The 21,248-nt window shown below is 52.5% G+C and carries 17 protein-coding genes; 7 read left to right on the forward strand and 10 right to left on the reverse strand.

Annotated elements, in window-relative coordinates:
- Positions 1–55 precede the first annotated feature (55 nt).
- Positions 56–1,021 carry a DMT family transporter gene (locus tag ACH0WD_RS17905; protein WP_000623290.1) on the reverse strand — a complete coding sequence of 322 codons (966 nt, stop codon included), beginning with the start codon at positions 1,019–1,021 and terminating at the stop codon, positions 56–58.
- Between the two features lie 80 nt (positions 1,022–1,101).
- Complete coding sequence (locus ACH0WD_RS17910; protein WP_000560609.1) at positions 1,102–1,950, reverse strand: SDR family oxidoreductase; 849 nt, start codon at positions 1,948–1,950, stop codon at positions 1,102–1,104.
- 87 nt (positions 1,951–2,037) lie between these two features.
- Here ACH0WD_RS17910 and ACH0WD_RS17915 point away from each other — a divergent pair, with 87 nt between their 5' ends.
- Positions 2,038–2,424 carry a helix-turn-helix domain-containing protein gene (locus ACH0WD_RS17915; protein ID WP_001201297.1) on the forward strand — a complete coding sequence of 129 codons (387 nt, stop codon included), beginning with the start codon at positions 2,038–2,040 and terminating at the stop codon, positions 2,422–2,424.
- 57 nt (positions 2,425–2,481) lie between these two features.
- Here ACH0WD_RS17915 and ACH0WD_RS17920 read toward each other — a convergent pair whose 3' ends face one another.
- Positions 2,482–4,425 (reverse strand): bifunctional 2',3'-cyclic-nucleotide 2'-phosphodiesterase/3'-nucleotidase, encoded by a 1,944-nt coding sequence (locus tag ACH0WD_RS17920; RefSeq protein WP_000589380.1) that lies wholly within the window; start codon positions 4,423–4,425, stop codon positions 2,482–2,484.
- 267 nt (positions 4,426–4,692) lie between these two features.
- Here ACH0WD_RS17920 and cysQ point away from each other — a divergent pair, with 267 nt between their 5' ends.
- Entirely contained in the window at positions 4,693–5,433 is a 741-nt protein-coding gene (gene cysQ, locus ACH0WD_RS17925) for a 3'(2'),5'-bisphosphate nucleotidase CysQ (RefSeq protein ID WP_000893398.1), read from the forward strand.
- Here cysQ and ACH0WD_RS17930 read toward each other — a convergent pair.
- Positions 5,423–5,980 (reverse strand): YtfJ family protein, encoded by a 558-nt coding sequence (locus ACH0WD_RS17930; protein ID WP_000175298.1) that lies wholly within the window; start codon positions 5,978–5,980, stop codon positions 5,423–5,425. The two genes, cysQ and ACH0WD_RS17930, sit on opposite strands and share 11 nt — an antisense overlap.
- A 326-nt stretch (positions 5,981–6,306) precedes the next feature.
- On the opposite strand from ACH0WD_RS17930, the gene ACH0WD_RS17935 reads away from it, so the two are divergent.
- Positions 6,307–6,513 carry a DUF1107 domain-containing protein gene (locus ACH0WD_RS17935; protein ID WP_000689229.1) on the forward strand — a complete coding sequence of 69 codons (207 nt, stop codon included), beginning with the start codon at positions 6,307–6,309 and terminating at the stop codon, positions 6,511–6,513.
- Positions 6,514–6,596: 83 nt separating this feature from the next.
- Here the strand turns inward: ACH0WD_RS17935 and ACH0WD_RS17940 are convergent, their stop codons facing one another.
- Positions 6,597–7,940 carry a hemolysin family protein gene (locus ACH0WD_RS17940; RefSeq protein WP_000934974.1) on the reverse strand — a complete coding sequence of 448 codons (1,344 nt, stop codon included), beginning with the start codon at positions 7,938–7,940 and terminating at the stop codon, positions 6,597–6,599.
- A 182-nt stretch (positions 7,941–8,122) separates the two neighbouring features.
- The gene (gene msrA, locus ACH0WD_RS17945; RefSeq protein ID WP_000051466.1) at positions 8,123–8,761 is read right to left on the reverse strand and encodes a peptide-methionine (S)-S-oxide reductase MsrA; all 639 of its coding nucleotides are present in this window, start codon (positions 8,759–8,761) and stop codon (positions 8,123–8,125) included.
- A 212-nt stretch (positions 8,762–8,973) separates the two neighbouring features.
- Here msrA and tamA point away from each other — a divergent pair, with 212 nt between their 5' ends.
- The 3 genes from tamA to ACH0WD_RS17960 are packed head-to-tail and all read left to right on the forward strand — an operon-like array spanning position 8,974 to position 14,830.
- On the forward strand, positions 8,974–10,707 hold the full coding sequence (tamA, locus tag ACH0WD_RS17950) for an autotransporter assembly complex protein TamA (protein WP_001120241.1): 1,734 nt from the start codon (positions 8,974–8,976) through the stop codon (positions 10,705–10,707).
- The gene (tamB, locus tag ACH0WD_RS17955) at positions 10,704–14,483 is read left to right on the forward strand and encodes an autotransporter assembly complex protein TamB (RefSeq protein ID WP_000060820.1); all 3,780 of its coding nucleotides are present in this window, start codon (positions 10,704–10,706) and stop codon (positions 14,481–14,483) included. The genes tamA and tamB overlap by 4 nt, the downstream gene beginning before the upstream one ends.
- Positions 14,484–14,485: 2 nt before the next feature.
- The gene (locus ACH0WD_RS17960) at positions 14,486–14,830 is read left to right on the forward strand and encodes a gamma-glutamylcyclotransferase (protein WP_001219167.1); all 345 of its coding nucleotides are present in this window, start codon (positions 14,486–14,488) and stop codon (positions 14,828–14,830) included.
- A 53-nt stretch (positions 14,831–14,883) separates the two neighbouring features.
- Here the strand turns inward: ACH0WD_RS17960 and ACH0WD_RS17965 are convergent, their stop codons facing one another.
- The 4 genes from ACH0WD_RS17965 to fbp all read right to left on the reverse strand — a co-directional run bounded on the left by ACH0WD_RS17965 (position 14,884) and on the right by fbp (position 19,417).
- Positions 14,884–16,092, reverse strand: a complete 1,209-nt coding sequence (locus ACH0WD_RS17965) for an MFS transporter (RefSeq protein WP_000203131.1) — start codon at positions 16,090–16,092, stop codon at positions 14,884–14,886.
- A complete protein-coding gene (locus ACH0WD_RS17970; protein ID WP_000977207.1) occupies positions 16,089–17,252 on the reverse strand; it encodes a metallo-dependent hydrolase in 1,164 nt (387 codons plus the stop codon). Before ACH0WD_RS17970 ends, ACH0WD_RS17965 begins: the two co-directional genes overlap by 4 nt.
- A 409-nt stretch (positions 17,253–17,661) precedes the next feature.
- A complete protein-coding gene (gene ppa / locus ACH0WD_RS17975; protein WP_000055079.1) occupies positions 17,662–18,192 on the reverse strand; it encodes an inorganic diphosphatase in 531 nt (176 codons plus the stop codon).
- Between the two features lie 226 nt (positions 18,193–18,418).
- The gene (gene fbp, locus ACH0WD_RS17980; RefSeq protein ID WP_000853764.1) at positions 18,419–19,417 is read right to left on the reverse strand and encodes a class 1 fructose-bisphosphatase; all 999 of its coding nucleotides are present in this window, start codon (positions 19,415–19,417) and stop codon (positions 18,419–18,421) included.
- Positions 19,418–19,591: 174 nt separating this feature from the next.
- Here fbp and mpl point away from each other — a divergent pair, with 174 nt between their 5' ends.
- Positions 19,592–20,971, forward strand: a complete 1,380-nt coding sequence (gene mpl / locus ACH0WD_RS17985) for a UDP-N-acetylmuramate:L-alanyl-gamma-D-glutamyl-meso-diaminopimelate ligase (RefSeq protein WP_001219833.1) — start codon at positions 19,592–19,594, stop codon at positions 20,969–20,971.
- The last annotated feature ends 277 nt before the right edge of the window (positions 20,972–21,248 follow it).

The raw sequence follows: 21,248 nt of genomic DNA on the forward strand, positions 1-21,248 counted from the left end.
TTTAAGGCGAGGCTATAACTCTTTCGGGGTGCGTATAATTTAAGCGAGTATGAAATTAGCGTTCCGTGACCGGAACGACGGTCGCTTTTTCCGGTTTCGCTCTCACGGCAATGACCACGCCCGCCACCAGGAGCGCAATGCCGCTTAACGTCAGGAATGGCGGGATTTCCTGGCGCAGAATGAAGGTATAGAGCAGTCCCGCCAGCGTCTCAAAAACAATCAGCGGCCCTAAAATAACGGTTGGCAATTTTTGGCTGGCGATATTCCAGCACAGCGCGCCCACCCAGGAACACAGCACCGCGATGGCGATCATCAGACCGATAAACAGCGCGGGATGCGGGCCAAAGGGCAGGGTAAACAGCGGTTTCTGGATACTCAGCCACAGACAGACCGCCGCATAGCCGATTAACGAGACCGGCAGCGTAACCAGCGCCTGCGCCGTTGCCCACATCATGGGATGTTTGTCGGGATTTTCCCGCAGCCAGCGGGCGTTGCGCAGCGCATACCATGCCCAGCACGCTACGGAAATCAGCGCCAGCACAATGCCTGAACCATAGCGCCAGCCGCTAACATCGGACAATCCCTGGCTAAGTTCAGCAATATTGACGCACAGCAGGCCAAAACCGATAAGCGCCAGCGCGGGCGCTAAACGCCGCCAGGATAATCTGCCGTCTCGTTGGCTATAGAGAACGTTAGCGAAAAGCGGAATGACGACTGGCAATGTCCCGATGATCATCGTCGACACCGGCGCGCCGGTTCGCTGAATGGCGCTGGCGAGGCAGGCGTAATAGATTACATTGCCCATCAGGGTCAGCGACAGGGCGGTGGACCAGTCTTTGCGCGTCAACTGGCGTAACCGCGTGCGGCCTAGCCAGGCAATCGGCAGGGCAATCAGCCCCAGCGCCAGATAGCGTCCCATTGACTGTAAGAGGGCCGGGTAATCCGGCACGATTAACGGGCCGACGAAAATCAATCCCCACATTAGCCCTGCCAGCAGGGCGTATAGCACGCCGCTAATCATCAGATTCTCCTCATAAACCGTTCCGTCATTATCAGAGAAGGTCTATGAGGATGCCACATAAATTAACTAAATTTTAACACTTACAGTACGGAGCGAAGGCTTTCTGTGAGCGTCGTCGTCGGGCGACCGATGAGTTTACGCAGCGTATGGCTGTCATCAAACAGGCCGCCTTTCGCCGCGCCAGCGTCAGAATTGGCCAACATATCCGCCAGTCCGTCAGGCAGGCCTGCGCCTTTCAGCGCGGCGGCAAAATCGACTTCGCTCAGGTTCTGGTAGACGATTTTTTTTCCGCTCTGATGAGTAAGTTCATCCGCCAACTGGCTTAATGTCCAGGCGTCATCACCCGCCAGTTCGTAAACATTCCCGGCGTGACCCTCTTCATGGATGACGCGCGCGGCGGCGGCGGCATAGTCAGCGCGCATTGCGGAGGCGATTTTCCCTTCTCCCGCCGCGCCAATAAAGACGCCATGCTTCAGCGCGGCAGGGACGCTCGCCAGGTAGTTTTCCGTATACCAGCCGTTACGTAATAGCGTGTGAGGAATACCTGACTCAGCCAGCATCTTTTCCGTTTCAATATGTTCATCGGCGAGCGCCAGCGGCGATTTATCCGCATGTAGCAGGCTGGTATAGGCGATGAATTTCACCTTCGCGGCAATGGCGGCCTGAATAACGTTGCGGTGCTGCGCGGTGCGTTGTCCCACTTCGCTGGATGATATAAGCAGCAGTTTATCAACGCCCTGTAAGGCGGTGGTCAGCGCGGCTTCGTTAGCGTAATCCGCCTGGCGAACGGCAATCCCGCGCTGACTGAGCGGGGCGGCTTTTTTCGGGTTACGGACGATCGCGATGAGGTGACTGGCGGGCGTCGTTTTTAGCAGGTTTTCAATAACGTGTTGGCCCAGTTGGCCTGTTGCGCCAGTGATAGCAATCATGGTGAACTCCTCAGTGTTGGTCTTGTGTTTTATTACGCTACCACCTAAACTTACTTTTAGTAAGTACGTACAAAAAGGTAAGTATCAATGCGCGCTCATACTCTTTCCCGGCAGTTGCGTGAAGGCAATCTCTTTGCTGAACAGTGCCCGTCCCGTGAGGTGTTAAAACATGTCACCAGTCGCTGGGGCGTACTGATTCTGGTCGCGTTACGCGACGGTACACACCGTTTTAGCGACCTGCGCCGCAAGATGGGAGGCGTGAGTGAAAAGATGCTGGCGCAGTCGTTACAGGCGCTTGAACAGGACGGATTTCTCAACCGGGTGTCATATCCAGTTGTTCCGCCGCATGTGGAGTACAGCCTGACGCCGCTTGGCGAGCAGGTGAGCGATAAAGTCGCCGCGCTGGCGGACTGGATAGAACTGAATTTGCCGCAGGTATTGGCGCAGCGGGAGCGTTTATCAGATGGCGGCTAGCGCTTTATTCGGCCTGCCAGTCAGGCCGAATAAACGCAGCGCCATACGGGACACACGTTACTTGCTTAAATCCACCTGATAAATGGCAAAACCGATATCATCGACGGCAACCTTCTTCATCGGATACTGCCCTTTCGCTTTAATGAAGGCAGCGGCTTTATCGCCTGGCGATGTTTCAAAGCGGATATCCAGCGCCGTATCGCTGTGGATTGGCGCCAGACGCCAGTTATTATCCGCCGCCGGATGGATTTCGCCCGCGCGTTTTGACTCTGCGCCAATCCATGCCGCCAGCACGGCGCGATTTTCATCCGGAGACGCAAAGGCGATATGGCTGTCGCCCGTGCCGGCAAACTTGCCGCCGTAAGCGCGATAGTTATTCGTGGCGACCAGGAACGTAGCGTTCGGGTCGACAGGCTTACCGTTAAAGGTCAGGTTTTTAATACGTTCCGCCTGCGGATTCACCATCTGGCATTCGCCATCATAGCGGGCGGGCTGTGACACATCGATTTGATAATTCACGCCGTCAATGACATCGAAATTATAGGTGCGAAAGTCATCCCAATTGATCAACGATTGCGGTTTGTTGCTGTGAATATCAATTTGATTAAACTGTCCGGCAGAACATTCCAGCCACTCTTTTACCTCCTTGCCGCTGGCTTTCACCACCACCAGCGTATTCGGATAGAGATAAAGATCGGCGGCGTTACGGAAGGTCAACTGGCCTTTTTCCACTTCGACAAAACTGGCAGGATCGTTCTTACGCCCGCCAACTTTAAACGGCGCGGCGGCGGACAGCACCGGCAGTTTCGCCAGATCCGGATCGCCCTGAATAAAGTGTTCCACATACGCTTTTTGCGCGTTATTCACCACCTGTACGGTAGGATCGTCCTGCACCAGAGCAAGATAACTGTACATGTTATCGGCGGATTTACCGATGGGCTTGCTGACAAACTCGCGGGTGGCATCGTGATCGGCTTTCAGAATATCGACCAGCTTACTGTCTTCCGCTGCCAGCGACGTTTTAGCGGCGGCGTCGTAAATAGGCCGCGCTTCCGCTTTCGCCTGCGTAACCTGCCATTTACCGCTGTCGTTATTGAGCACCAGATCGACCACTCCCAGATGGTCGCCCCACATGCCAGGCATTACCGCAGGAATGCCGTTAAGCGTACCTTTGGCGATATCCGCGCCTTTGATGTCGGCAAAATCTTTACCGGGGAAGACGGCATGAGCGTGGCCAAACATAATCGCGTCGACGCCGGGAACTTCGCTGAGGTAATAAACCGAGTTTTCCGCCATGCTGTGGTACGGATCGGCAGAAAGGCCTGAATGAGCAATGACTACCACGATATCTGCGCCTTTCTCGCGCATTTCGGGCACATATTTCCGGGTGGTTTCCGTAATGTCATTGACGGTAACTTTGCCGCTCAGGTTCGCTTTATCCCAAATCATGATTTGCGGCGGGACAAAGCCGATATAGCCAATTTTCAGGGTTTGCGGGTTGCCGTCTTTATCAATAACGTTCGTCTCTTTAATCAGATAAGGCGTAAAGAGCGGCTTTTGGGTTTTAACGTCGATAATATTGGCGTTAACATAAGGGAATTTCGCGCCAGCCAGCGCGTTATGCAGATAGTCCAGACCATAATTAAACTCATGGTTGCCGAGGTTTCCAACCGCGTAATCCAGAGTGTTGAGCGCTTTATAGACCGGGTGAACGTCACCGTCTTTGAGCCCTTTTGCCGCCATATAATCGCCCAGAGGGCTCCCCTGAATCAGGTCGCCGTTATCCACCAGCACGCTGTTTTTGACTTCATTTCGGGCGGCATGAATCAAACTTGCGGTACGTACCAATCCGAATTTTTCGGTTGCGGTATCCTTGTAATAATCGAAATCCATCATGTTGCTATGTAAATCAGTAGTTTCCATGATACGGAGATCGACGGTGGCCGCATTCACGCTGGCGGCGATCAGCGTAGCCAGAAGCGTTGCACTAAACTTAATCATCAGAGGCACCTTTTAAGAACGCAATAGAAAAGCCGGATAGTGAAAAATAGCGATGATAAACAGTGAAACCCGATATCGTTCCGACCGTCGCCAGAAGAAGGCGAAACCGCCCCATCCGGCCGATTTTTTGCGAGTGTTCACAGAAGGGTGAATCATGCCATGAAAGCTATTATCAAAACCGCTGACGGTATCACAGTTGGCGGAACCCTTAACGATCGGGTATAAGTAAAACAACGAGTTAACGCCCCTGTCATAAAGAGGTGGAGAATGTTAGAACAAGTATGCCAGCTTGCACGGAACGCGGGCGATGCCATTATGCAGGTTTATGATGGAGCCAAACCGATGGAGTACGCCCGCAAGCAGGACGATTCTCCAGTCACTGCGGCGGATATCGCCGCACATACCGTGATTCTCGAAGGGTTACGCACGCTCACGCCGGATATTCCGGTGCTTTCAGAAGAAGATCCGCCTGCCTGGGAAGTGCGCCAGCACTGGCAGCGCTACTGGCTGGTCGATCCGCTCGACGGCACCAAAGAGTTCATCAAGCGCAATGGCGAATTCACGGTCAATATCGCGCTGATTGAGCAGGGCAAACCGGTGTTGGGCGTGGTCTATGCGCCGGTGCTGAAAGTGATGTACTACGCGGCGGAAGGTAAGGCCTGGAAAGAGGAGTGCGGGGTGCGTAAGCAGATTCAGGTCCGGGATGCCCGCCCGCCGCTGGTGGTGATTAGCCGTTCGCATACGGATGATGAACTCACCGAATATCTCCAACAGCTTGGCGAACATCAGACCACCTCTATTGGTTCCTCGCTGAAATTCTGCCTTGTGGCGGAAGGCCAGGCGCAGCTTTACCCCAGATTTGGGCCGACCAGCGTCTGGGACACTGCCGCAGGTCATGCCATTGCTGTTGCAGCCGGGGCGCACGTTCACGACTGGCAGGGAAAAACGCTGGACTATACCCCTCGTGAATCGTTCCTTAACCCCGGCTTCCGGGTGACTATTTACTGAGGAGCTTATGCAGCAGGTCGACCACCTGCTGTACCTCTTGCTGGGTTAACGCGCCATCTTTCACCCATTGAACCCGACCGTCTTTGTCAAGCACGATGACGGCGGACCCCTCTTCTTTTAATTGCCAGGCGTTACGCGCCACGCCATTGCTGTCGACAATAAATTGCGACCACGGGTAGAGCTTTTTATTACTTTCTATACTGCTACGCACGAACATACCGGAGCCTGGGATCGCATCATCGGTGTTCACAATTGTGGTCGTCTGGTATCTGTCATGCGGGAGCTTGGCTGATTTAATCGCTTCAATCAGCGTGGCGTTTTTTTCCTTCGCTGACGTTCGACCCGCAATGTGCAGCAGGACGCGCACTTTTCCCGCCAGCTGCGCGCTATTCCAGTTTTTATAACTAAACTCATCTTTATTCAACGTCAGTTCGCCACGGTCGGCAATGCCTACCGGCGGCACCCGTTGGTTAACTTCAAGTTTATGCGCACAAGCCATTATGGGGAGTAGCAGACACGACATCGCCAGAATTTTACGTAGGGTCATGGTCATTCCTTCTTTATTTTTTTGCAGGTGATCCGACCACTTTGGGCCGATAGTTAATCATATGTGCGATTGATGCTTTTTCCCGCAAAGGGGATGCCAGTTTGCGGGCGGGCGCACACTTCCTGTGAAAAATGAAGGCATATACTGAGAAAAATGAGCTGATGTTTAGATAATTCTGAATAACTGTAATCAAAAGGTAAATATACTTATGCACACTGGAAACGACGTAGATATGGTCTATAGTCATATGGCATTAAAATTTGCGCCTTAAAACTGTTGGGCCGATTGTGGCACCGCAAGGGCGTAATACTCTGCAGGAGACAACAATGAAAATTTTCCAACGCTACAACCCGCTACAGGTGGCGAAGTACGTGAAGATCCTGTTCCGTGGACGGTTATATATCAAGGATGTTGGCGCTTTTGAGTTCGATAAGGGTAAGATTCTTATCCCAAAAGTGAGAGACAAGCAGCACTTGTCTGTGATGTCTGAAGTTAACCGTCAGGTTATGCGTCTGCAAACTGAGATGGCGTAACCAAAAGTGCTATGCAGTAGGTTAAAAAAGTAAAAAAAACGGCTCCTGAATCAGGAGCCGTTGATGTTTCTGGCAAACGGATTTCAGGCCGCGCTGTCTTCTTTACCTTGCGCATCGGGCAGTTTCGGCGCCGGTACGTTGCTTTTATTGTCGAGACGCGTCACCAGCAACTGATCGATACGGTAGTTGTCGATATCCACCACTTCAAATTTGTAGCCGGAAAACTTCACCGAATCAGTACGTTTTGGGATCTTGCGCAGCATAAACATCATAAAGCCGCCAATGGTTTCATAGTTGCCGGATTGCGGAAACTCATCGATATCCAGCACGCGCATGACGTCGTCAATCGGCGTGCCGCCGTCAACCAGCCAGGAATTTTCATCGCGCGCCACAATTTGCTCTTCCAGTCCCTGGCCGACCAGGTCACCCATTAGCGTGGTCATCACATCGTTCAGCGTAATGATACCGACGACCAGCGCGTATTCATTCATAATGACCGCGAAATCTTCGCCCGCCGTTTTGAAACTTTCCAGCGCCTCAGAAAGGGTCAGCGTATCCGGCACGATCAAAGTATTGCGAATTTGCACGCCGCTATTCAGCGCCATACTTTGGTTCGCCAGCACGCGGTTCAGCAGATCTTTGGAGTCTACATAGCCGATGATGTGGTCGATATCTTCATTACACACCAAAAATTTTGAGTGCGGATGTTCGGCGACCTTTTTCTTCAGGCTTTGTTCGTCTTCGTGTAGATCAAACCAGATGATACTTTCGCGCGACGTCATAGAAGACGGTACGGTGCGGGATTCAAGTTCAAACACATTTTCAATCAGTTCGTGCTCTTGCTTGCGCAAGACGCCCGCCAGCGCGCCGGCTTCCACCACTGCGTAAATATCATCAGAAGTAATGTCGTCTTTCCGCACCATTGGAATTTTGAACAGGCGGAAGATGTTGTTTGCCATGCCGTTAAACAGCCACACCAGCGGGCGAAAAACGAACAGGCAGAAGCGCATCGGGTTGATGATACGCAAAGCCACAGCTTCTGGCGCAATCATACCGATGCGTTTCGGGGTTAAATCCGCGAACAGGATAAACAGCCCCGTCACCAGCGAGAAAGAGAGAATAAAGCTCAGCTGCTCGGAGAGTTCTGGCGACATATAGTGCGAGAAAAGGGCGGAAAAGGCGGGCGAAAATGCCGCATCGCCGACGATACCGCCAAGAATAGCGACGGCGTTCAGGCCAATTTGCACAACGGTGAAAAACATGCCGGGATTTTCCTGCATTTTCAATACGCGTTGTGCGTTGATACTGCCTTCATCAGCTAATAACTTAAGTTTAATCTTACGTGATGCGGCAAGCGAGATCTCGGAGATGGAGAAGAACGCACTTACAGCGATCAGGCAGAATATAATGAATATACTGTTTAACATATCTTATCCGGCGAAACGCCAGATCCTCGGAAGGGAAGTTTATAAATCCGTGTGGTAACGTTTAATGAAAACCGGCTCGTAGCAGTGAGCCGATAAGTTCAGGGCTAGTATAGCGTAAGCTACTGTAAAGTCGCCAGAGGGTTCATTTTCAACTCCGACAAGTTCCCCCTACGCCAGCGTCGTCACGCGTCAGGCGGCAGGCAAACGCCGATCCCGCCAATCCCGCAGTAACCGTATGGATTTTTGTGCAGATACTGTTGGTGTTCATCTTCGGCGTAGTAAAACGGCGTCGCATGGGCGATTTCCGTGGTAATAGGGCGATGGTCTCCGGCGGCGGCCATTGCCGCCTGAAAGCGCTCGCGACTGGCGTGAGCGGCGGCATTCTGTTCCGGCGTTAAGGGATAAATCGCAGAACGGTATTGCGTACCGTGATCGTTACCCTGTTGCATCCCCTGCGTCGGATCGTGATTTTCCCAGAAGGTCTGTAAAAGCTGCTCATAACGGATAACGGCAGGATCGTACACTATCCGTACCGCTTCGGCATGACCGGTCTGCCCGGAGCAGACTTCCCGGTAGGTTGGATTAGGCGTGTAACCGCCTGCATACCCTGCCGCGGTGCTATATACGCCGGGCAATTGCCAGAATAAACGTTCTACGCCCCAGAAACAGCCCATAGCGAAGTAGGCGATCTCCATCCCGGCAGGGACATTGGTCATAGAGTGTTCATTTACCGCATGCAGAGTGGCGATCGGCATCGGGGTGTTGCGTCCTGGTAACGCATCTGCTTGAGTAACCAGATGTTTTTTATCAAATAAACTCATGAGCTATTCTCCCGAAAGCGTTAATTGGCGTTAAGGTTGTAACGAGACGCATCTTTGCACACAATAACAACATTAATGTATCTGGATTTAACCATAAGAAATATTTGGGCAGTCGTCTGCTTTTCAATCGAAATTGTTGATTTTATGTTAAGCCGCGGAGCGGTAGTGTGATTTTTTCCAGGGGTGGGAATAGGGGATATTCAGGAGAAAATGTGCCACATATCCGTCAGTTATGTTGGGTTAGCTTACTGTGCCTGAGCAGTTCTGCGGTAGCCGCAAATGTTCGTCTGAAAGTCGAAGGGCTATCCGGAGAGCTGGAAAAAAACGTTCGCGCACAGCTCTCTACGATTCAGAGCGATGAGGTGACGCCGGATCGGCGCTTTCGCGCCCGAGTTGATGATGCGATTCGCGAAGGGCTTAAAGCGTTAGGCTATTACGAACCCACTATCAAATTCGACTTGCTTCCACCGCCTGCGAAAGGACGGCAGGTATTAATCGCCAGGGTTACGCCCGGCCAGCCGGTGTTGATTGGCGGTACAAAAGTCATTTTACGCGGCGGCGCGCGTACGGACAAAGATTATCTGGCCTTACTGAAAACGCGTCCGGCAATCGGCACGGTGCTGAACCAGGGAGACTATGACAATTTTAAAAAGTCGTTAACCAGCGTGTCGCTACGTAAAGGCTATTTCGACAGCGAATTCGTTAAAAGTCAGTTGGGAATTGCTCTGGGCCGTCATCAGGCGTTTTGGGATATTGATTATGATAGCGGTGAGCGCTATCGCTTCGGACCTGTCACCTTCGAAGGTTCGCAGATTCGTGATGAATATTTACAAAATCTGTTGCCGTTTAAAGAGGGTGATGAGTACGAATCGAAAGATTTGGCGGAACTAAACCGCCGACTTTCCGCTACCGGATGGTTTAATTCTGTCGTGGTGGCGCCGGAATTTGAGAAATCGCGTAAAACAAAAATTCTGCCGTTAAAAGGCGTGGTATCGCCGCGAACCGAAAACACGATTGAAACCGGGGTGGGGTACTCCACCGACGTCGGGCCGCGCGTGAAAGCGTCGTGGAAAAAACCGTGGATGAACTCCTACGGTCATAGCCTGACCACCAGCACCAGTATTTCTGCGCCGGAACAGGTGCTGGATTTTAGTTATAAAATGCCGCTGCTGAAAAACCCGCTGGAGCAATACTATCTGGTACAGGGCGGTTTTAAACGTACCGATTTGAATGATACGGAGCAGGACTCGACCACGCTTGCCGTGTCGCGTTACTGGGACCTTTCCAGCGGTTGGCAGCGGGCGATTAACCTGCGCTGGAGTTTCGACCACTTTACCCAGGGGAACGTCACCAATACCACCATGCTGTTCTACCCGGGCGTGATGATCAGCCGAACCCGCTCGCGAGGGGGACTGATGCCAACCTGGGGCGATTCGCAGCGCTATTCAGTAGACTATTCGAATACGGCCTGGGGCTCCGACGTGGATTTCTCCGTGCTGCAGGCGCAAAACGTCTGGATTCGGACTTTGTACGATCGCCACCGTTTTGTGATGCGCGCCAATTTGGGCTGGATAGAAACCGGTGATTTCGACAAAGTTCCGCCGGATTTACGTTTCTTCGCCGGGGGCGACCGCAGTATTCGCGGCTATAAATACAAATCTATTTCGCCTAAAGATAGCGACGGCAATCTTAAAGGCGCCTCAAAACTGGCAACCGGATCGCTGGAGTACCAGTATAACGTCACCGGTAAATGGTGGGGGGCAGTGTTTGTCGATAGCGGCGAGGCGGTGAGTGATATTCGCCGTAGCGATTTCAAAACCGGGACCGGGGTCGGCGTGCGCTGGGCGTCGCCGGTTGGGCCTATCAAACTCGATTTTGCCGTACCGGTCGGCGACAAAGACGAACACGGTTTACAGTTTTATATCGGTCTGGGGCCTGAATTATGAGTTTATGGAAGAAAATAAGCCTCGGCGTGTTGATTTTCATTGTGGTGTTACTGGCGAGCGTTGCGTTTCTGGTCGGGACGACGACGGGGCTGCATCTGGTATTCAGTGCGGCGAACCGCTGGGTGCCGGGGCTGGAGATTGGGCAGGTCACCGGCGGCTGGCGGGACTTATCGTTAAAAAATATCCGCTATGAGCAGCCGGGCGTTGCGGTGAATGCGGGCGAAATTCATCTGGCCGTCGGGCTTGATTGCCTGTGGCGCAGTAGCCTGTGCGTCAATGATCTGGCGCTAAAAGACATTAATGTCGCTATCGACAGCAAAAAAATGCCACCCTCCGAACCGGCGCAAGAAGAGGAAGAAAGCGGACCGCTGAACCTCTCCACCCCCTGGCCCATCACGCTGTCGCGCGTGGCGTTGAATAACATCAATATCAAGATTGATGACACTACCGTTTCGGTGTTGGATTTTACCTCCGGGCTGGCATGGCAGGAGAAAAACCTGACCCTGAAACCGACGCGGCTTCAGGGATTGCTGATCGCGCTGCCGAAGGTCGCTGACGTGGCGCAGGAAGAGGTGGTTGAACCCAAAATCGAGAAACCTCAACCGGATGAAAAGCCGCTTGGCGAAACGCTAAAAGATCTGTTTGCAAAACCAGTAATGCCGGAGATGACCGATGTTCACCTGCCGCTCAATCTGAATATCGAGTCATTTCGCGGCGAGCAGCTACGCATCACCGGCGATACCGATCTGACGGTGCGCACGATGCTGCTTAAAGTCAGCAGTATCGACGGTAATATGAAGCTGGATACTCTGGATATCGACGCCAACCAGGGCACGGTGAAAGCCTCCGGTACGGCGCAGCTCGCCAATAACTGGCCGGTTGATATTACGCTCAACAGTACGCTGAATATCGATCCGCTAAAGGGTGAAAAGATAAAACTCAAGGTCGGCGGCGCGTTACGCGAACAACTGGAGGTCGGGGTGAACCTTTCCGGGCCGATGGATGTCGCGCTTCGCGCCCAGACGCGGCTGGCGGAGGCCGGTTTACCGCTCAATCTTGAAGTCGTCAGCCAACGCATTGCCTGGCCATTGACGGGTGATACCCAGTTTCAGGCTGACGATCTGAAGCTCAAACTGAGCGGTAAGATGACCGACTATACGTTGTCGATGCGAACCGCCGTGAAAGGACAAGATATTCCGCCGGCGACCATTACGCTGGATGCTAAAGGGAATGAGCGGCAGATTAATCTCGATAAACTCACCGTCGCCGCTCTGGAGGGAAAAACCGAACTGAAAGCGCTGGTGGACTGGCAGCAGGCGATTAGCTGGCGTGGCGAACTGACGCTGAATGGCATCAATACCGCTAAAGAGATCCCGGATTGGCCCGCGAAGCTTAACGGCGTCATGAAAACCAAAGGCAGCCTCTACGGCGGCACCTGGCAGATGGATGTTCCGGAGCTCAAGCTGACCGGCAATGTGAAGCAGAACAGCGTTAACGTCAACGGGACGCTAAAGGGCAACAGCTACATGCAGTGGACGATCCCGGGGCTGCACCTTGCGCTGGGCCCAAACAGCGCCGATATAAAAGGCGAGCTTGGCGTTAAGGAGCTGAATCTTGACGCCGCCATCGATGCGCCGGGGCTGGATAATGCGCTGCCAGGACTGGGCGGCATGGCAAAAGGAATCGTTAAAGTCCGCGGTACGGTAGAAGCGCCGCAGCTGTTGGCGGATATCACCGCCCGCGGTCTGCGCTGGCAGGATCTGTCTGTCGCCCAGGCGCGCATTGAGGGCGATATTAAATCCACCGATCAGATAGCGGGCCATCTCAACGTTCGCGTAGAGCGGATTTCGCAACCCGACGTTAACATCAATCTGGTGACGCTTGACGCCAAAGGCAGCGAGAAGCAGCATCAGCTACAGCTCCGTGTTCAGGGAGAACCGGTATCCGGTCAACTCTCCCTGACAGGCAGTTTTGATCGCGAGGCGGCGCGCTGGAAAGGGACGTTAAGCGACACCCGTTTCCAGACGCCAGTGGGGCCATGGTCGTTGACCCGCGCGATTGCGCTGGACTACCGTAATAAAGAACAGAAAATCAGTATCGGGCCGCATTGTTGGCTGAACCCGAACGCCGAGCTGTGCATCCCGCAAACCATTGATGCGGGCGCCGCAGGACGGGCGGTGGTCAATCTCAACCGCTTTGATCTGGCGATGCTGAAGCCATTTATGCCTGATACCACTCAGGCCAGCGGGATCTTTAGCGGGAAAGCGGACGTGTCGTGGGACACCACCCAGGAGGGATTGCCGCAGGGGAAGGTCACGCTTTCCGGTCGTAATGTGAAGGTCACGCAGACCGTCAATGACGCGCCGTTACCTGTCGCGTTTGAGACGCTGAACCTCAGCGCCGATCTGCACAATAATCGCGCCGAGCTGGGATGGCTGATTCGCCTGACGAATAATGGTCAATTCGATGGCCAGGTGCAGGTAACCGATCCTCAGGGGCGGCGCAATCTCGGCGGTAACGTCAACATGCGCAATGTCAATCTGGCGATGGTCAACCCTGTCTTTTCGCGCGGCGAAAAAGCGGCGGGAATGTTAAACGCCAGGCTACGTCTGGGCGGCGATGTGCAAAGCCCGCAGTTGTTTGGTCAGTTGCAGCTTAGCGCGCTGGATATTGACGGTAACTTTATGCCGTTTGAGATGCAGCCGAGCCAGCTCACCATGAACTTTAGCGGTACGCGTTCGACGCTCGCCGGTATCGTGCGAACACAACAAGGGCAAATTAACCTGAACGGTAACGCCGACTGGAGCCAGATTGACAACTGGCGCGCGCGGGTGACGGCGAAAGGCAGTCGGGTGCGGATTACCGTTCCGCCGATGGTGCGCCTGGATGTCTCGCCGGATGTGGTCTTTGACGCGACGCCTTCGCTGTTCACGTTGGATGGGCGTGTGGACGTTCCGTGGGCGCGAATTGTGGTGCACGACCTGCCGGAGAGCGCGGTCGGCGTCTCCAGCGATGTGGTTATGCTCAACAATGACCTGCAACCAGAAACGCCGCAGACAGCGTCTATTCCCATCAACAGTAATCTGACGGTCCACGTCGGCAACAACGTGCGCATCGACGCCTTCGGGCTTAAAGCGCGTTTGACCGGCGATTTGAAAGTCGCGCAGGATAAGCAGGGGCTGGGGCTGAATGGTCAAATCAATATTCCTGACGGCCGATTCCGCGCCTACGGCCAGGACCTGCTTGTCCGTAAAGGAGAGCTGCTGTTCTCCGGCCCGCCGGATCAGCCGCTGCTCAATATCGAAGCGATCCGTAACCCTGACGCCACCGAAGACGATGTCATTGCGGGCGTGCGTGTCACAGGCACTGCTGATGAACCCAAAGCGGAAATCTTCTCCGATCCGGCGATGCCGCAGGCTGAAGCGCTTTCTTATCTGCTGCGTGGGCAGGGGTTGGACAGCAATCAGAGTGATAGCGCAGCAATGACCTCCATGCTTATTGGCCTGGGGGTTGCGCAAAGTGGTCAGGTTGTGGGTAAAATCGGAGAGACATTCGGTGTAAGTAATCTGGCGCTGGACACGCAAGGGGTGGGCGATTCGTCCCAGGTTGTGGTCAGCGGCTATGTACTGCCGGGTCTACAGGTGAAGTATGGTGTAGGGATATTTGACTCTCTGGCGACGCTCACGTTACGTTATCGCCTGATGCCTAAGCTATATCTGGAAGCAGTGTCTGGCGTAGATCAGGCACTTGATTTGCTCTATCAGTTTGAGTTTTAGCAATGCGAATATTTGTCTATGGCAGTTTACGACAGAAACAAGGCAACAGTCACTGGATGACCAATGCCCAATTGCTTGGCGATTACCGTATCGATAACTACCAGTTGTATAGTCTGGGCCACTATCCAGGCGCAGTTCCGGGAAACGGAGCGGTATACGGTGAAGTTTATCGAATTGATAACGCCACGCTGGCCGAACTTGATGCTTTGCGCACCAGGGGCGGTGAATACGCACGCCAGTTAATCCAGACGCCTTACGGCAGCGCATGGATGTATGTATATCAACGTCCTGTTGATGGGTTAACTCTGATTGAAAGCGGTGACTGGTTAGACAGAAACCAGCCCTGAACTGAACACGCCACCCTCGGGTGGCGTTGTTTTTTACATTCTGGCTGATGGCGCTAGCGCCGGGCATGGTGAGCTCTTATTCTGCCGTAGATCAATAATGACGCGCCGCCCAGGATAACAATGCATCCGAGAACCATAAATCCCTGCATATAGCTGCCGGTTGTCCGGTAAAAATAGCCGACCATAAGGCCTGCCAGCGTACCGCCGCCGCCGGCGCCGATGCCATTAATAATACCGGAGGCTGGGCCAATCGCATGGGGTTTAACGTTCGACTGGATAATCGACCAGATGTTGGGGGTAAAGCTGGCGGCATAATAACCCATCGCCAGGGTAATGAGCGTGATTTTAAAGCCCGGCGCATCGACAAATGGCAGGAGAAATAACATCACGCCGGGGATTAGTAGGCCCAGTGAAGCAATAAGTACACGCTTTTGTGTCTTATCACTGATCCATGAGATAGGGATTGCCAGTATAACCGCAGTCAGATAAGGCAGAGAACTGACCAATGCTTTACTGAATCCGGTATAGCCGAGAGAATTGACAACCATGGGTATCCATAACGTAATTCCCCAGAACAACATCCCTTGAGTGATGTAGGTAAAAATAAGGAGTAGGAAGGGGGTTCCGCCCAGCGATTCCAGGGTAAGTTTAGTTTTCTCTGTTGGCGCTGGCGCACGATAATAAGGCGCTTCTTCCTGTTTTTTCAGCATTGTTATATAAAGTGGAACCACAACAACAATGCCAATCACACCAGTGATAATAAAAACATTTCGCCAACCGAAGGCAGCATCCAGCGGGGACAAAATCATAAATCCCAGGCCTAATGCCAGGAACTGTCCATAATACTGGATAATGCTGTTCGCCTGCGTCCGTTCTTTGTCTGAAAACCAGTCGCTGGCGAAGCGGGACTGCTGCGGCCAATAAATGCCTTCGGTAATGCCAAGCACCAGCCGACAAATCAAAATAACGTACACTGACGAGGTAAATCCGACAAAAACGGTCGCAATCGACCAGATTAGCACCATCAGAATGACTATTTTTTTCGGATCGTATCGCTGGGTAAATACGCCGCCAAAAATATTTGAAAAGGCATAGCCAATAAGAAATATGGTTAATACAATGCTGGCCGTTGCGCCATCAATATTCAGGTCGTGTGTAATCGTAGGTAACGTAACGGAAAGATTAGAACGGTCAAGATAAGCAACAAAAAGGCCGAACATTAATGTCGCGCCGATCCGTAGCCATTTTTGCATTGAGGTCATTTTTCAACTCCGTTTGGCCGCGCGCCAAAATCAATTTGACGAAATAATATCTCACCGGATTTTATGGTCATTTGTGGTACCAGCACATGCGTCCCCGTGAGCGTTTCACCATGAATATCGGCAAATTCAACATGCCTGTTTTTTAATTTAAAGATGGCGATATCGGCAAATGCCCCAGGGGCCAGCGTACCAATTTCTGCTGCCATGCCCAATAAAACTGCTGGGGTATGGGTACAGGCGTTAATGACATCGGTAAGCGCGACGCCGAGTGCTAAGTATTTCGATAAAATCCATGGTAAGGCGTAAACAGGCCAGGCGAGTTTAGTGATGGTTGAGAGATCGCTACTGATGATATCCGGAAGAAAGCCATTGGCGATGGCCCGGCGTGCCGTGTTCATTGAAAAATGGCTGCGACCATTGGCGGCATCAAATATAACGCCTCTTTCCCTTGCCTGACGGACTTCGGCTAAGACAGCGCCTTCATCAGTAAGAATGGTGCTACCTTTGCCGTGAAACGCATGAGCGATAATATCGCCGCGGCGTAGCAAGGAGACAAGTTCTTTCATGGGAACGACGGGATGAGTCGAGTGTATTGCCACGGGGCACCTTAAATCGTTGGCAATACGAAGGGATTCAGTCAGCGGTTTTAAGCCATATTCAGCAATGTCCTCAGTCTGAACCTTGAGTTTTAATCCCTGAAGAACGTTGCGATACTGGCGAAACAGCGCGTGGATCTTATTTTCATCAATATTGTCAGGATCATAATTTTCTTGTGACCAGGTTTGGCCCGGCGGCGACACGGTCAGAAACGCTTTGATTCGAACTTTGCTGGCGCAAATCACCGTTCGGTAGAAGGCATCAAAGTTTGCCGTACCGGCAGAACCTGCATCCACGACGGTGGTGACGCCATTCGGCGGCATGTACATATCAGGCCTGACGCCGCCTTCCGTCGCGTCATAAAAAACATGCGCGTGATAATCGATAAGACCGGGAGTGACGATCATACCGTCGGCATGGATAATCCGGGTCTCCGAAGTTACAGGATATTTATCGGCATCAACGATAATATCGTTAATGATGCGTAAATTGTTAATCTCATTAATATTACGAGCGGGATCGATGATATGTCCACCGGTAATTAATATATCATTTTTCATCATAATCTCTTAAAATAGTAAATAATTATGGCAGCCCTTAAAAATATATTAAAAAGTGTGTTTTGAGCGGATGTTATGTTGGATTAAAAATACGGTTATTGGTAGGGAGAGCTTAGGATACCTTATTAAAAAGGTAATCGGGCTTATGCACTAAATAAGAATTTAGCGCTTGCTAATATTTAGGGCGTAAGTCCAGAGGTGTCTGCGGGCATTCACAAAACAATTATTATCTTAAGCTTTTTAGAGAAAATGTGAGCGTATTCAACCCTTTTTAATAAAAAATAAGGTAGAGTCTTATTCATTCCGTGAATGTTAAACTAATAATGATAAAAATTGTGTTCTATTCATTAGCCAATAAAAAGGCCCTCATTACTATGAGAGCCTTTATCTTGACGATTATGTAAAAGCGAACTTATTTCTTCGCTGCGCGCTCGAAGGAGGCAACGATTTCCGCTTTAGCCGCTTCGGCGTTGTCCCAACCGTCAACTTTCACCCATTTGCCTTTTTCGAGATCTTTATAATGCTCGAAGAAATGAGTGATCTGCGCTTTCAGCAGTTCCGGCAGATCGTTCACATCTTTAATGTGATCATACTCTTTACTCAGTTTGGTGTGCGGTACGGCAACCAGTTTCGCATCTTCACCGGATTCGTCGGTCATTTTCAGTACGCCAACCGGACGGCAACGGATGACGGCGCCTGGCTGCAGCGGGTACGGCGTCGGGACCAGAACGTCTACCGGGTCGCCGTCCAGAGACAGGGTATGGTTGATGTAACCGTAGTTGCACGGATAGAACATCGCGGTGGACATGAAGCGGTCAACGAACAGCGCGCCGCTCTCTTTGTCAACTTCGTATTTGATCGGATCTGCGTTAGCCGGGATCTCGATAACGACGTAGATATCTTCCGGCAGTTCTTTACCCGCCGGGACGTTGAGTAAGCTCATGTCTGTTTCCTTTGAATTTATGACAAACAAGTGGCGAGTATTATAGCCAACTCACGCCGAAAGTCTTCGCTTGTTTTCGTTTCCGCCTCATCTGGCGCGTCGTTGCGGAGCATAAACGACAAAGGTTAAGAACCGGAAAAATCACGGGCCTGATAAGGCAACGCCGCCATCGGACATGTTATTGCCCAATGGCGGCTTCATGCGTTATTCCGCATGGTGGTAAAGATTACGCGTCCGGGTATTCGCGGATAAAGCGTTCCACATCGTCAACCATATGGCGGTTGCCAACGAAGAACGAGCGGCGCTGGTGCAGGCTTTCCGGAATGATATCCAGAATACGTTCTTTACCATCGCTTGCTTTGCCGCCGGCCTGTTCTGCGAGGAACGCCATCGGGTTGCACTCATACAGCAGACGCAGTTTTCCCTGCGGATGGCTGGCGGTGCTGGGGTAGAGATAGATGCCGCCTTTCAGCAGGTTGCGATGGAAATCGGCCACCAGAGAGCCAATGTAACGTGAGGTATAAGGGCGACTTGTTGAACTATCCTCTTCCTGGCAGAATTTGATGTACTTCTTCACGCCATTCGGGAATTTAATGTAGTTGCCTTCGTTAATGGAGTAGGTTTTACCCTTTTCCGGGAAACGCATACGTTCCTGGCACAGACAGAACACGCCCAACGACGGATCGTAGGTGAAAGCGTGTACGCCGCAGCCGGTGGTGTAAACCAGCATGGTGGACGAGCCATACACGACATATCCCGCAGCGACCTGTTTGTTGCCGGGTTGCAGGAAATCTTCTTCGGTGACCGGCGTGCCGACGGGCGTCACGCGGCGATAAATCGAGAAAATCGTACCGACAGAGACGTTAACGTCGATGTTAGAAGAGCCATCCAGAGGGTCCATCAGCACCACATATTTCGCGTGTTCGCAGCCTTCAAAGACGACAATTTCGTCCTCTTCTTCCGATGCGATGCCCGCTACAATATCGCGCGCTTTTAGTGCAGCTTTCAGTTTCTCGTTCGCGAACAGATCGAGTTTCTGCTGAACCTCGCCCTGTACGTTCTCAGCACCGCTGGCACCCAGGATATCGACCAGACCGGCCTTGTTGATATCGCGGTGGATGATCTTGGCGCCCAATTTTATTGCCGACAGCAAAGCAGTGAGCTCACCGGTAGCCTGAGAGAACTCGTGCTGCTTTTCGACAATAAATTCACCTAACGTTTTCATAACACTTTCCCTGCAATTGATTGGAGTAAAGCGACCGTAACAATCTTAACAAACATTTCAGATGATGCGCTCAGGTGAATCGCGCCAGCAAAGTACAGATTTACCTGAAATGCGTTTCTCACTTGCCAGACATGTGCGTAAAATGGCTCGCAGATAAAAAAAGGATAGTGACGTATGCGCATTCATATTTTGGGAATTTGTGGCACTTTCATGGGGGGGCTGGCGATGCTGGCTCGCTCGCTTGGTCATGAAGTAACGGGTTCGGACGCCAATGTGTATCCGCCGATGAGTACCTTACTTGAGAAGCAAGGCATTGATCTGATCCAGGGTTATGACGCCAGCCAGCTCGATCCGCAGCCGGATCTGGTGATTATCGGCAATGCGATGACGCGCGGGAATCCGTGCGTGGAAGCGGTGCTGGAAAAAAACATTCCCTTTATGTCTGGTCCACAGTGGCTGCACGACTTTGTGTTGCGCGATCGCTGGGTACTGGCGGTCGCCGGTACCCACGGCAAAACCACGACCGCAGGCATGGCGACCTGGATACTGGAAGCGTGCGGGTACAAACCGGGCTTTGTGATTGGCGGTGTACCGGGCAACTTTGAGGTTTCCGCGCGCCTGGGCGAGAGCCCGTTCTTTGTTATCGAAGCGGATGAGTACGACTGCGCGTTCTTTGATAAACGTTCTAAATTTGTGCATTACTGCCCGCGGACGCTGATCCTCAACAACCTTGAGTTTGATCATGCCGACATCTTCGACGATCTGAAAGCGATCCAGAAGCAGTTCCACCATCTGGTGCGCATCGTGCCGGGGCAGGGGCGCATCATCTGGCCGGAAAACGACATCAACCTGAAACAGACCATGGCGCTGGGCTGCTGGAGCGAGCAGGAGCTGGTGGGCGAGCAGGGACACTGGCAGGCGAAGAAGCTGACTACGGATGCTTCCGAGTGGGAAGTGTGGCTGGACGGCGAAAAAGTCGGCGATGTGAAATGGGGCCTGGTCGGCGAACATAACATGCACAACGGGCTGATGGCGATTGCCGCCGCGCGCCACGTGGGCGTCGCGCCCGCAGAAGCGGCCAGTGCGCTGGGGTCATTTATTAACGCCCGCCGCCGTCTGGAGCTACGCGGTGAAGCGAACGGCGTGACGGTGTATGACGATTTTGCTCACCATCCGACGGCAATTCTGGCCACGCTGGCGGCGCTGCGCGGTAAAGTGGGCGGCACCGCGCGCATTATCGCAGTGCTGGAGCCGCGCTCTAACACGATGAAGATGGGGTTATGCAAGGATGACCTGGCGCCGTCGTTAGGGCGTGCGGATGAAGTGTTCCTGCTGCAGCCGCCGCATATTCCGTGGCAAGTGGCGGAAGTCGCCGAAGCCTGCGTACAGCCTGCTCACTGGAGTGGAGATGTCGATACGCTGGCGGAAATGGTGGTGAAAACCGCACAGCCTGGCGATCACATCCTGGTGATGAGCAACGGCGGTTTCGGCGGCATCCATCAGAAATTGCTGGATGGGCTGGCGAAAAAAGCTCAGAACGTAACAGCGTATTAAATGACTATGCGGTCAGCCAGCCTTGTGGCTGGCTGTTTTATATGGGGCATCTTGCCATCGAAAGCGCATTCCGCTCGCCGGGAGACGTTAAAGCAATACTGAAAAATCATTTGCCGCTCAGTATTGAAAAAGAGTAGACGCATATCCTTAAAGTAATCAGTGTAATACACTAAGAGTGTTCCGCCGGTTGCCGTATGCGGGACGAAAAGAGCCAGTTCGCAATAACAGATGAAGGTTTCGTGATTTATAAACGTCATCTTCTGCCTTTCAACGTTTG

This window comes from Salmonella sp. 2020_1395, from assembly GCF_043848115.1.
Lineage (GTDB): Bacteria > Pseudomonadota > Gammaproteobacteria > Enterobacterales > Enterobacteriaceae > Salmonella > Salmonella enterica.

Bases quoted from the DNA above. Each gene is read 5' to 3' on its own strand.
- ACH0WD_RS17910 (WP_000560609.1), bottom strand. From the start codon at position 1,950: ATGATTGCTATCACTGGCGCAACAGGCCAACTGGGCCAACACGTTATT.
- ppa (WP_000055079.1), bottom strand. From the start codon at position 18,192: ATGAGCTTACTCAACGTCCCGGCGGGTAAAGAACTGCCGGAAGATATC.
- ACH0WD_RS17920 (WP_000589380.1), bottom strand. From the start codon at position 4,425: ATGATTAAGTTTAGTGCAACGCTTCTGGCTACGCTGATCGCCGCCAGC.
- ACH0WD_RS17935 (WP_000689229.1), top strand. From the start codon at position 6,307: ATGAAAATTTTCCAACGCTACAACCCGCTACAGGTGGCGAAGTACGTG.
- mpl (WP_001219833.1), top strand. From the start codon at position 19,592: ATGCGCATTCATATTTTGGGAATTTGTGGCACTTTCATGGGGGGGCTG.
- fbp (WP_000853764.1), bottom strand. From the start codon at position 19,417: ATGAAAACGTTAGGTGAATTTATTGTCGAAAAGCAGCACGAGTTCTCT.
- ACH0WD_RS17915 (WP_001201297.1), top strand. From the start codon at position 2,038: ATGCGCGCTCATACTCTTTCCCGGCAGTTGCGTGAAGGCAATCTCTTT.
- cysQ (WP_000893398.1), top strand. From the start codon at position 4,693: ATGTTAGAACAAGTATGCCAGCTTGCACGGAACGCGGGCGATGCCATT.
- ACH0WD_RS17940 (WP_000934974.1), bottom strand. From the start codon at position 7,940: ATGTTAAACAGTATATTCATTATATTCTGCCTGATCGCTGTAAGTGCG.
- ACH0WD_RS17965 (WP_000203131.1), bottom strand. From the start codon at position 16,092: ATGACCTCAATGCAAAAATGGCTACGGATCGGCGCGACATTAATGTTC.
- ACH0WD_RS17970 (WP_000977207.1), bottom strand. From the start codon at position 17,252: ATGATGAAAAATGATATATTAATTACCGGTGGACATATCATCGATCCC.
- ACH0WD_RS17960 (WP_001219167.1), top strand. From the start codon at position 14,486: ATGCGAATATTTGTCTATGGCAGTTTACGACAGAAACAAGGCAACAGT.
- msrA (WP_000051466.1), bottom strand. From the start codon at position 8,761: ATGAGTTTATTTGATAAAAAACATCTGGTTACTCAAGCAGATGCGTTA.
- ACH0WD_RS17930 (WP_000175298.1), bottom strand. From the start codon at position 5,980: ATGACCCTACGTAAAATTCTGGCGATGTCGTGTCTGCTACTCCCCATA.
- tamB (WP_000060820.1), top strand. From the start codon at position 10,704: ATGAGTTTATGGAAGAAAATAAGCCTCGGCGTGTTGATTTTCATTGTG.
- ACH0WD_RS17905 (WP_000623290.1), bottom strand. From the start codon at position 1,021: ATGATTAGCGGCGTGCTATACGCCCTGCTGGCAGGGCTAATGTGGGGA.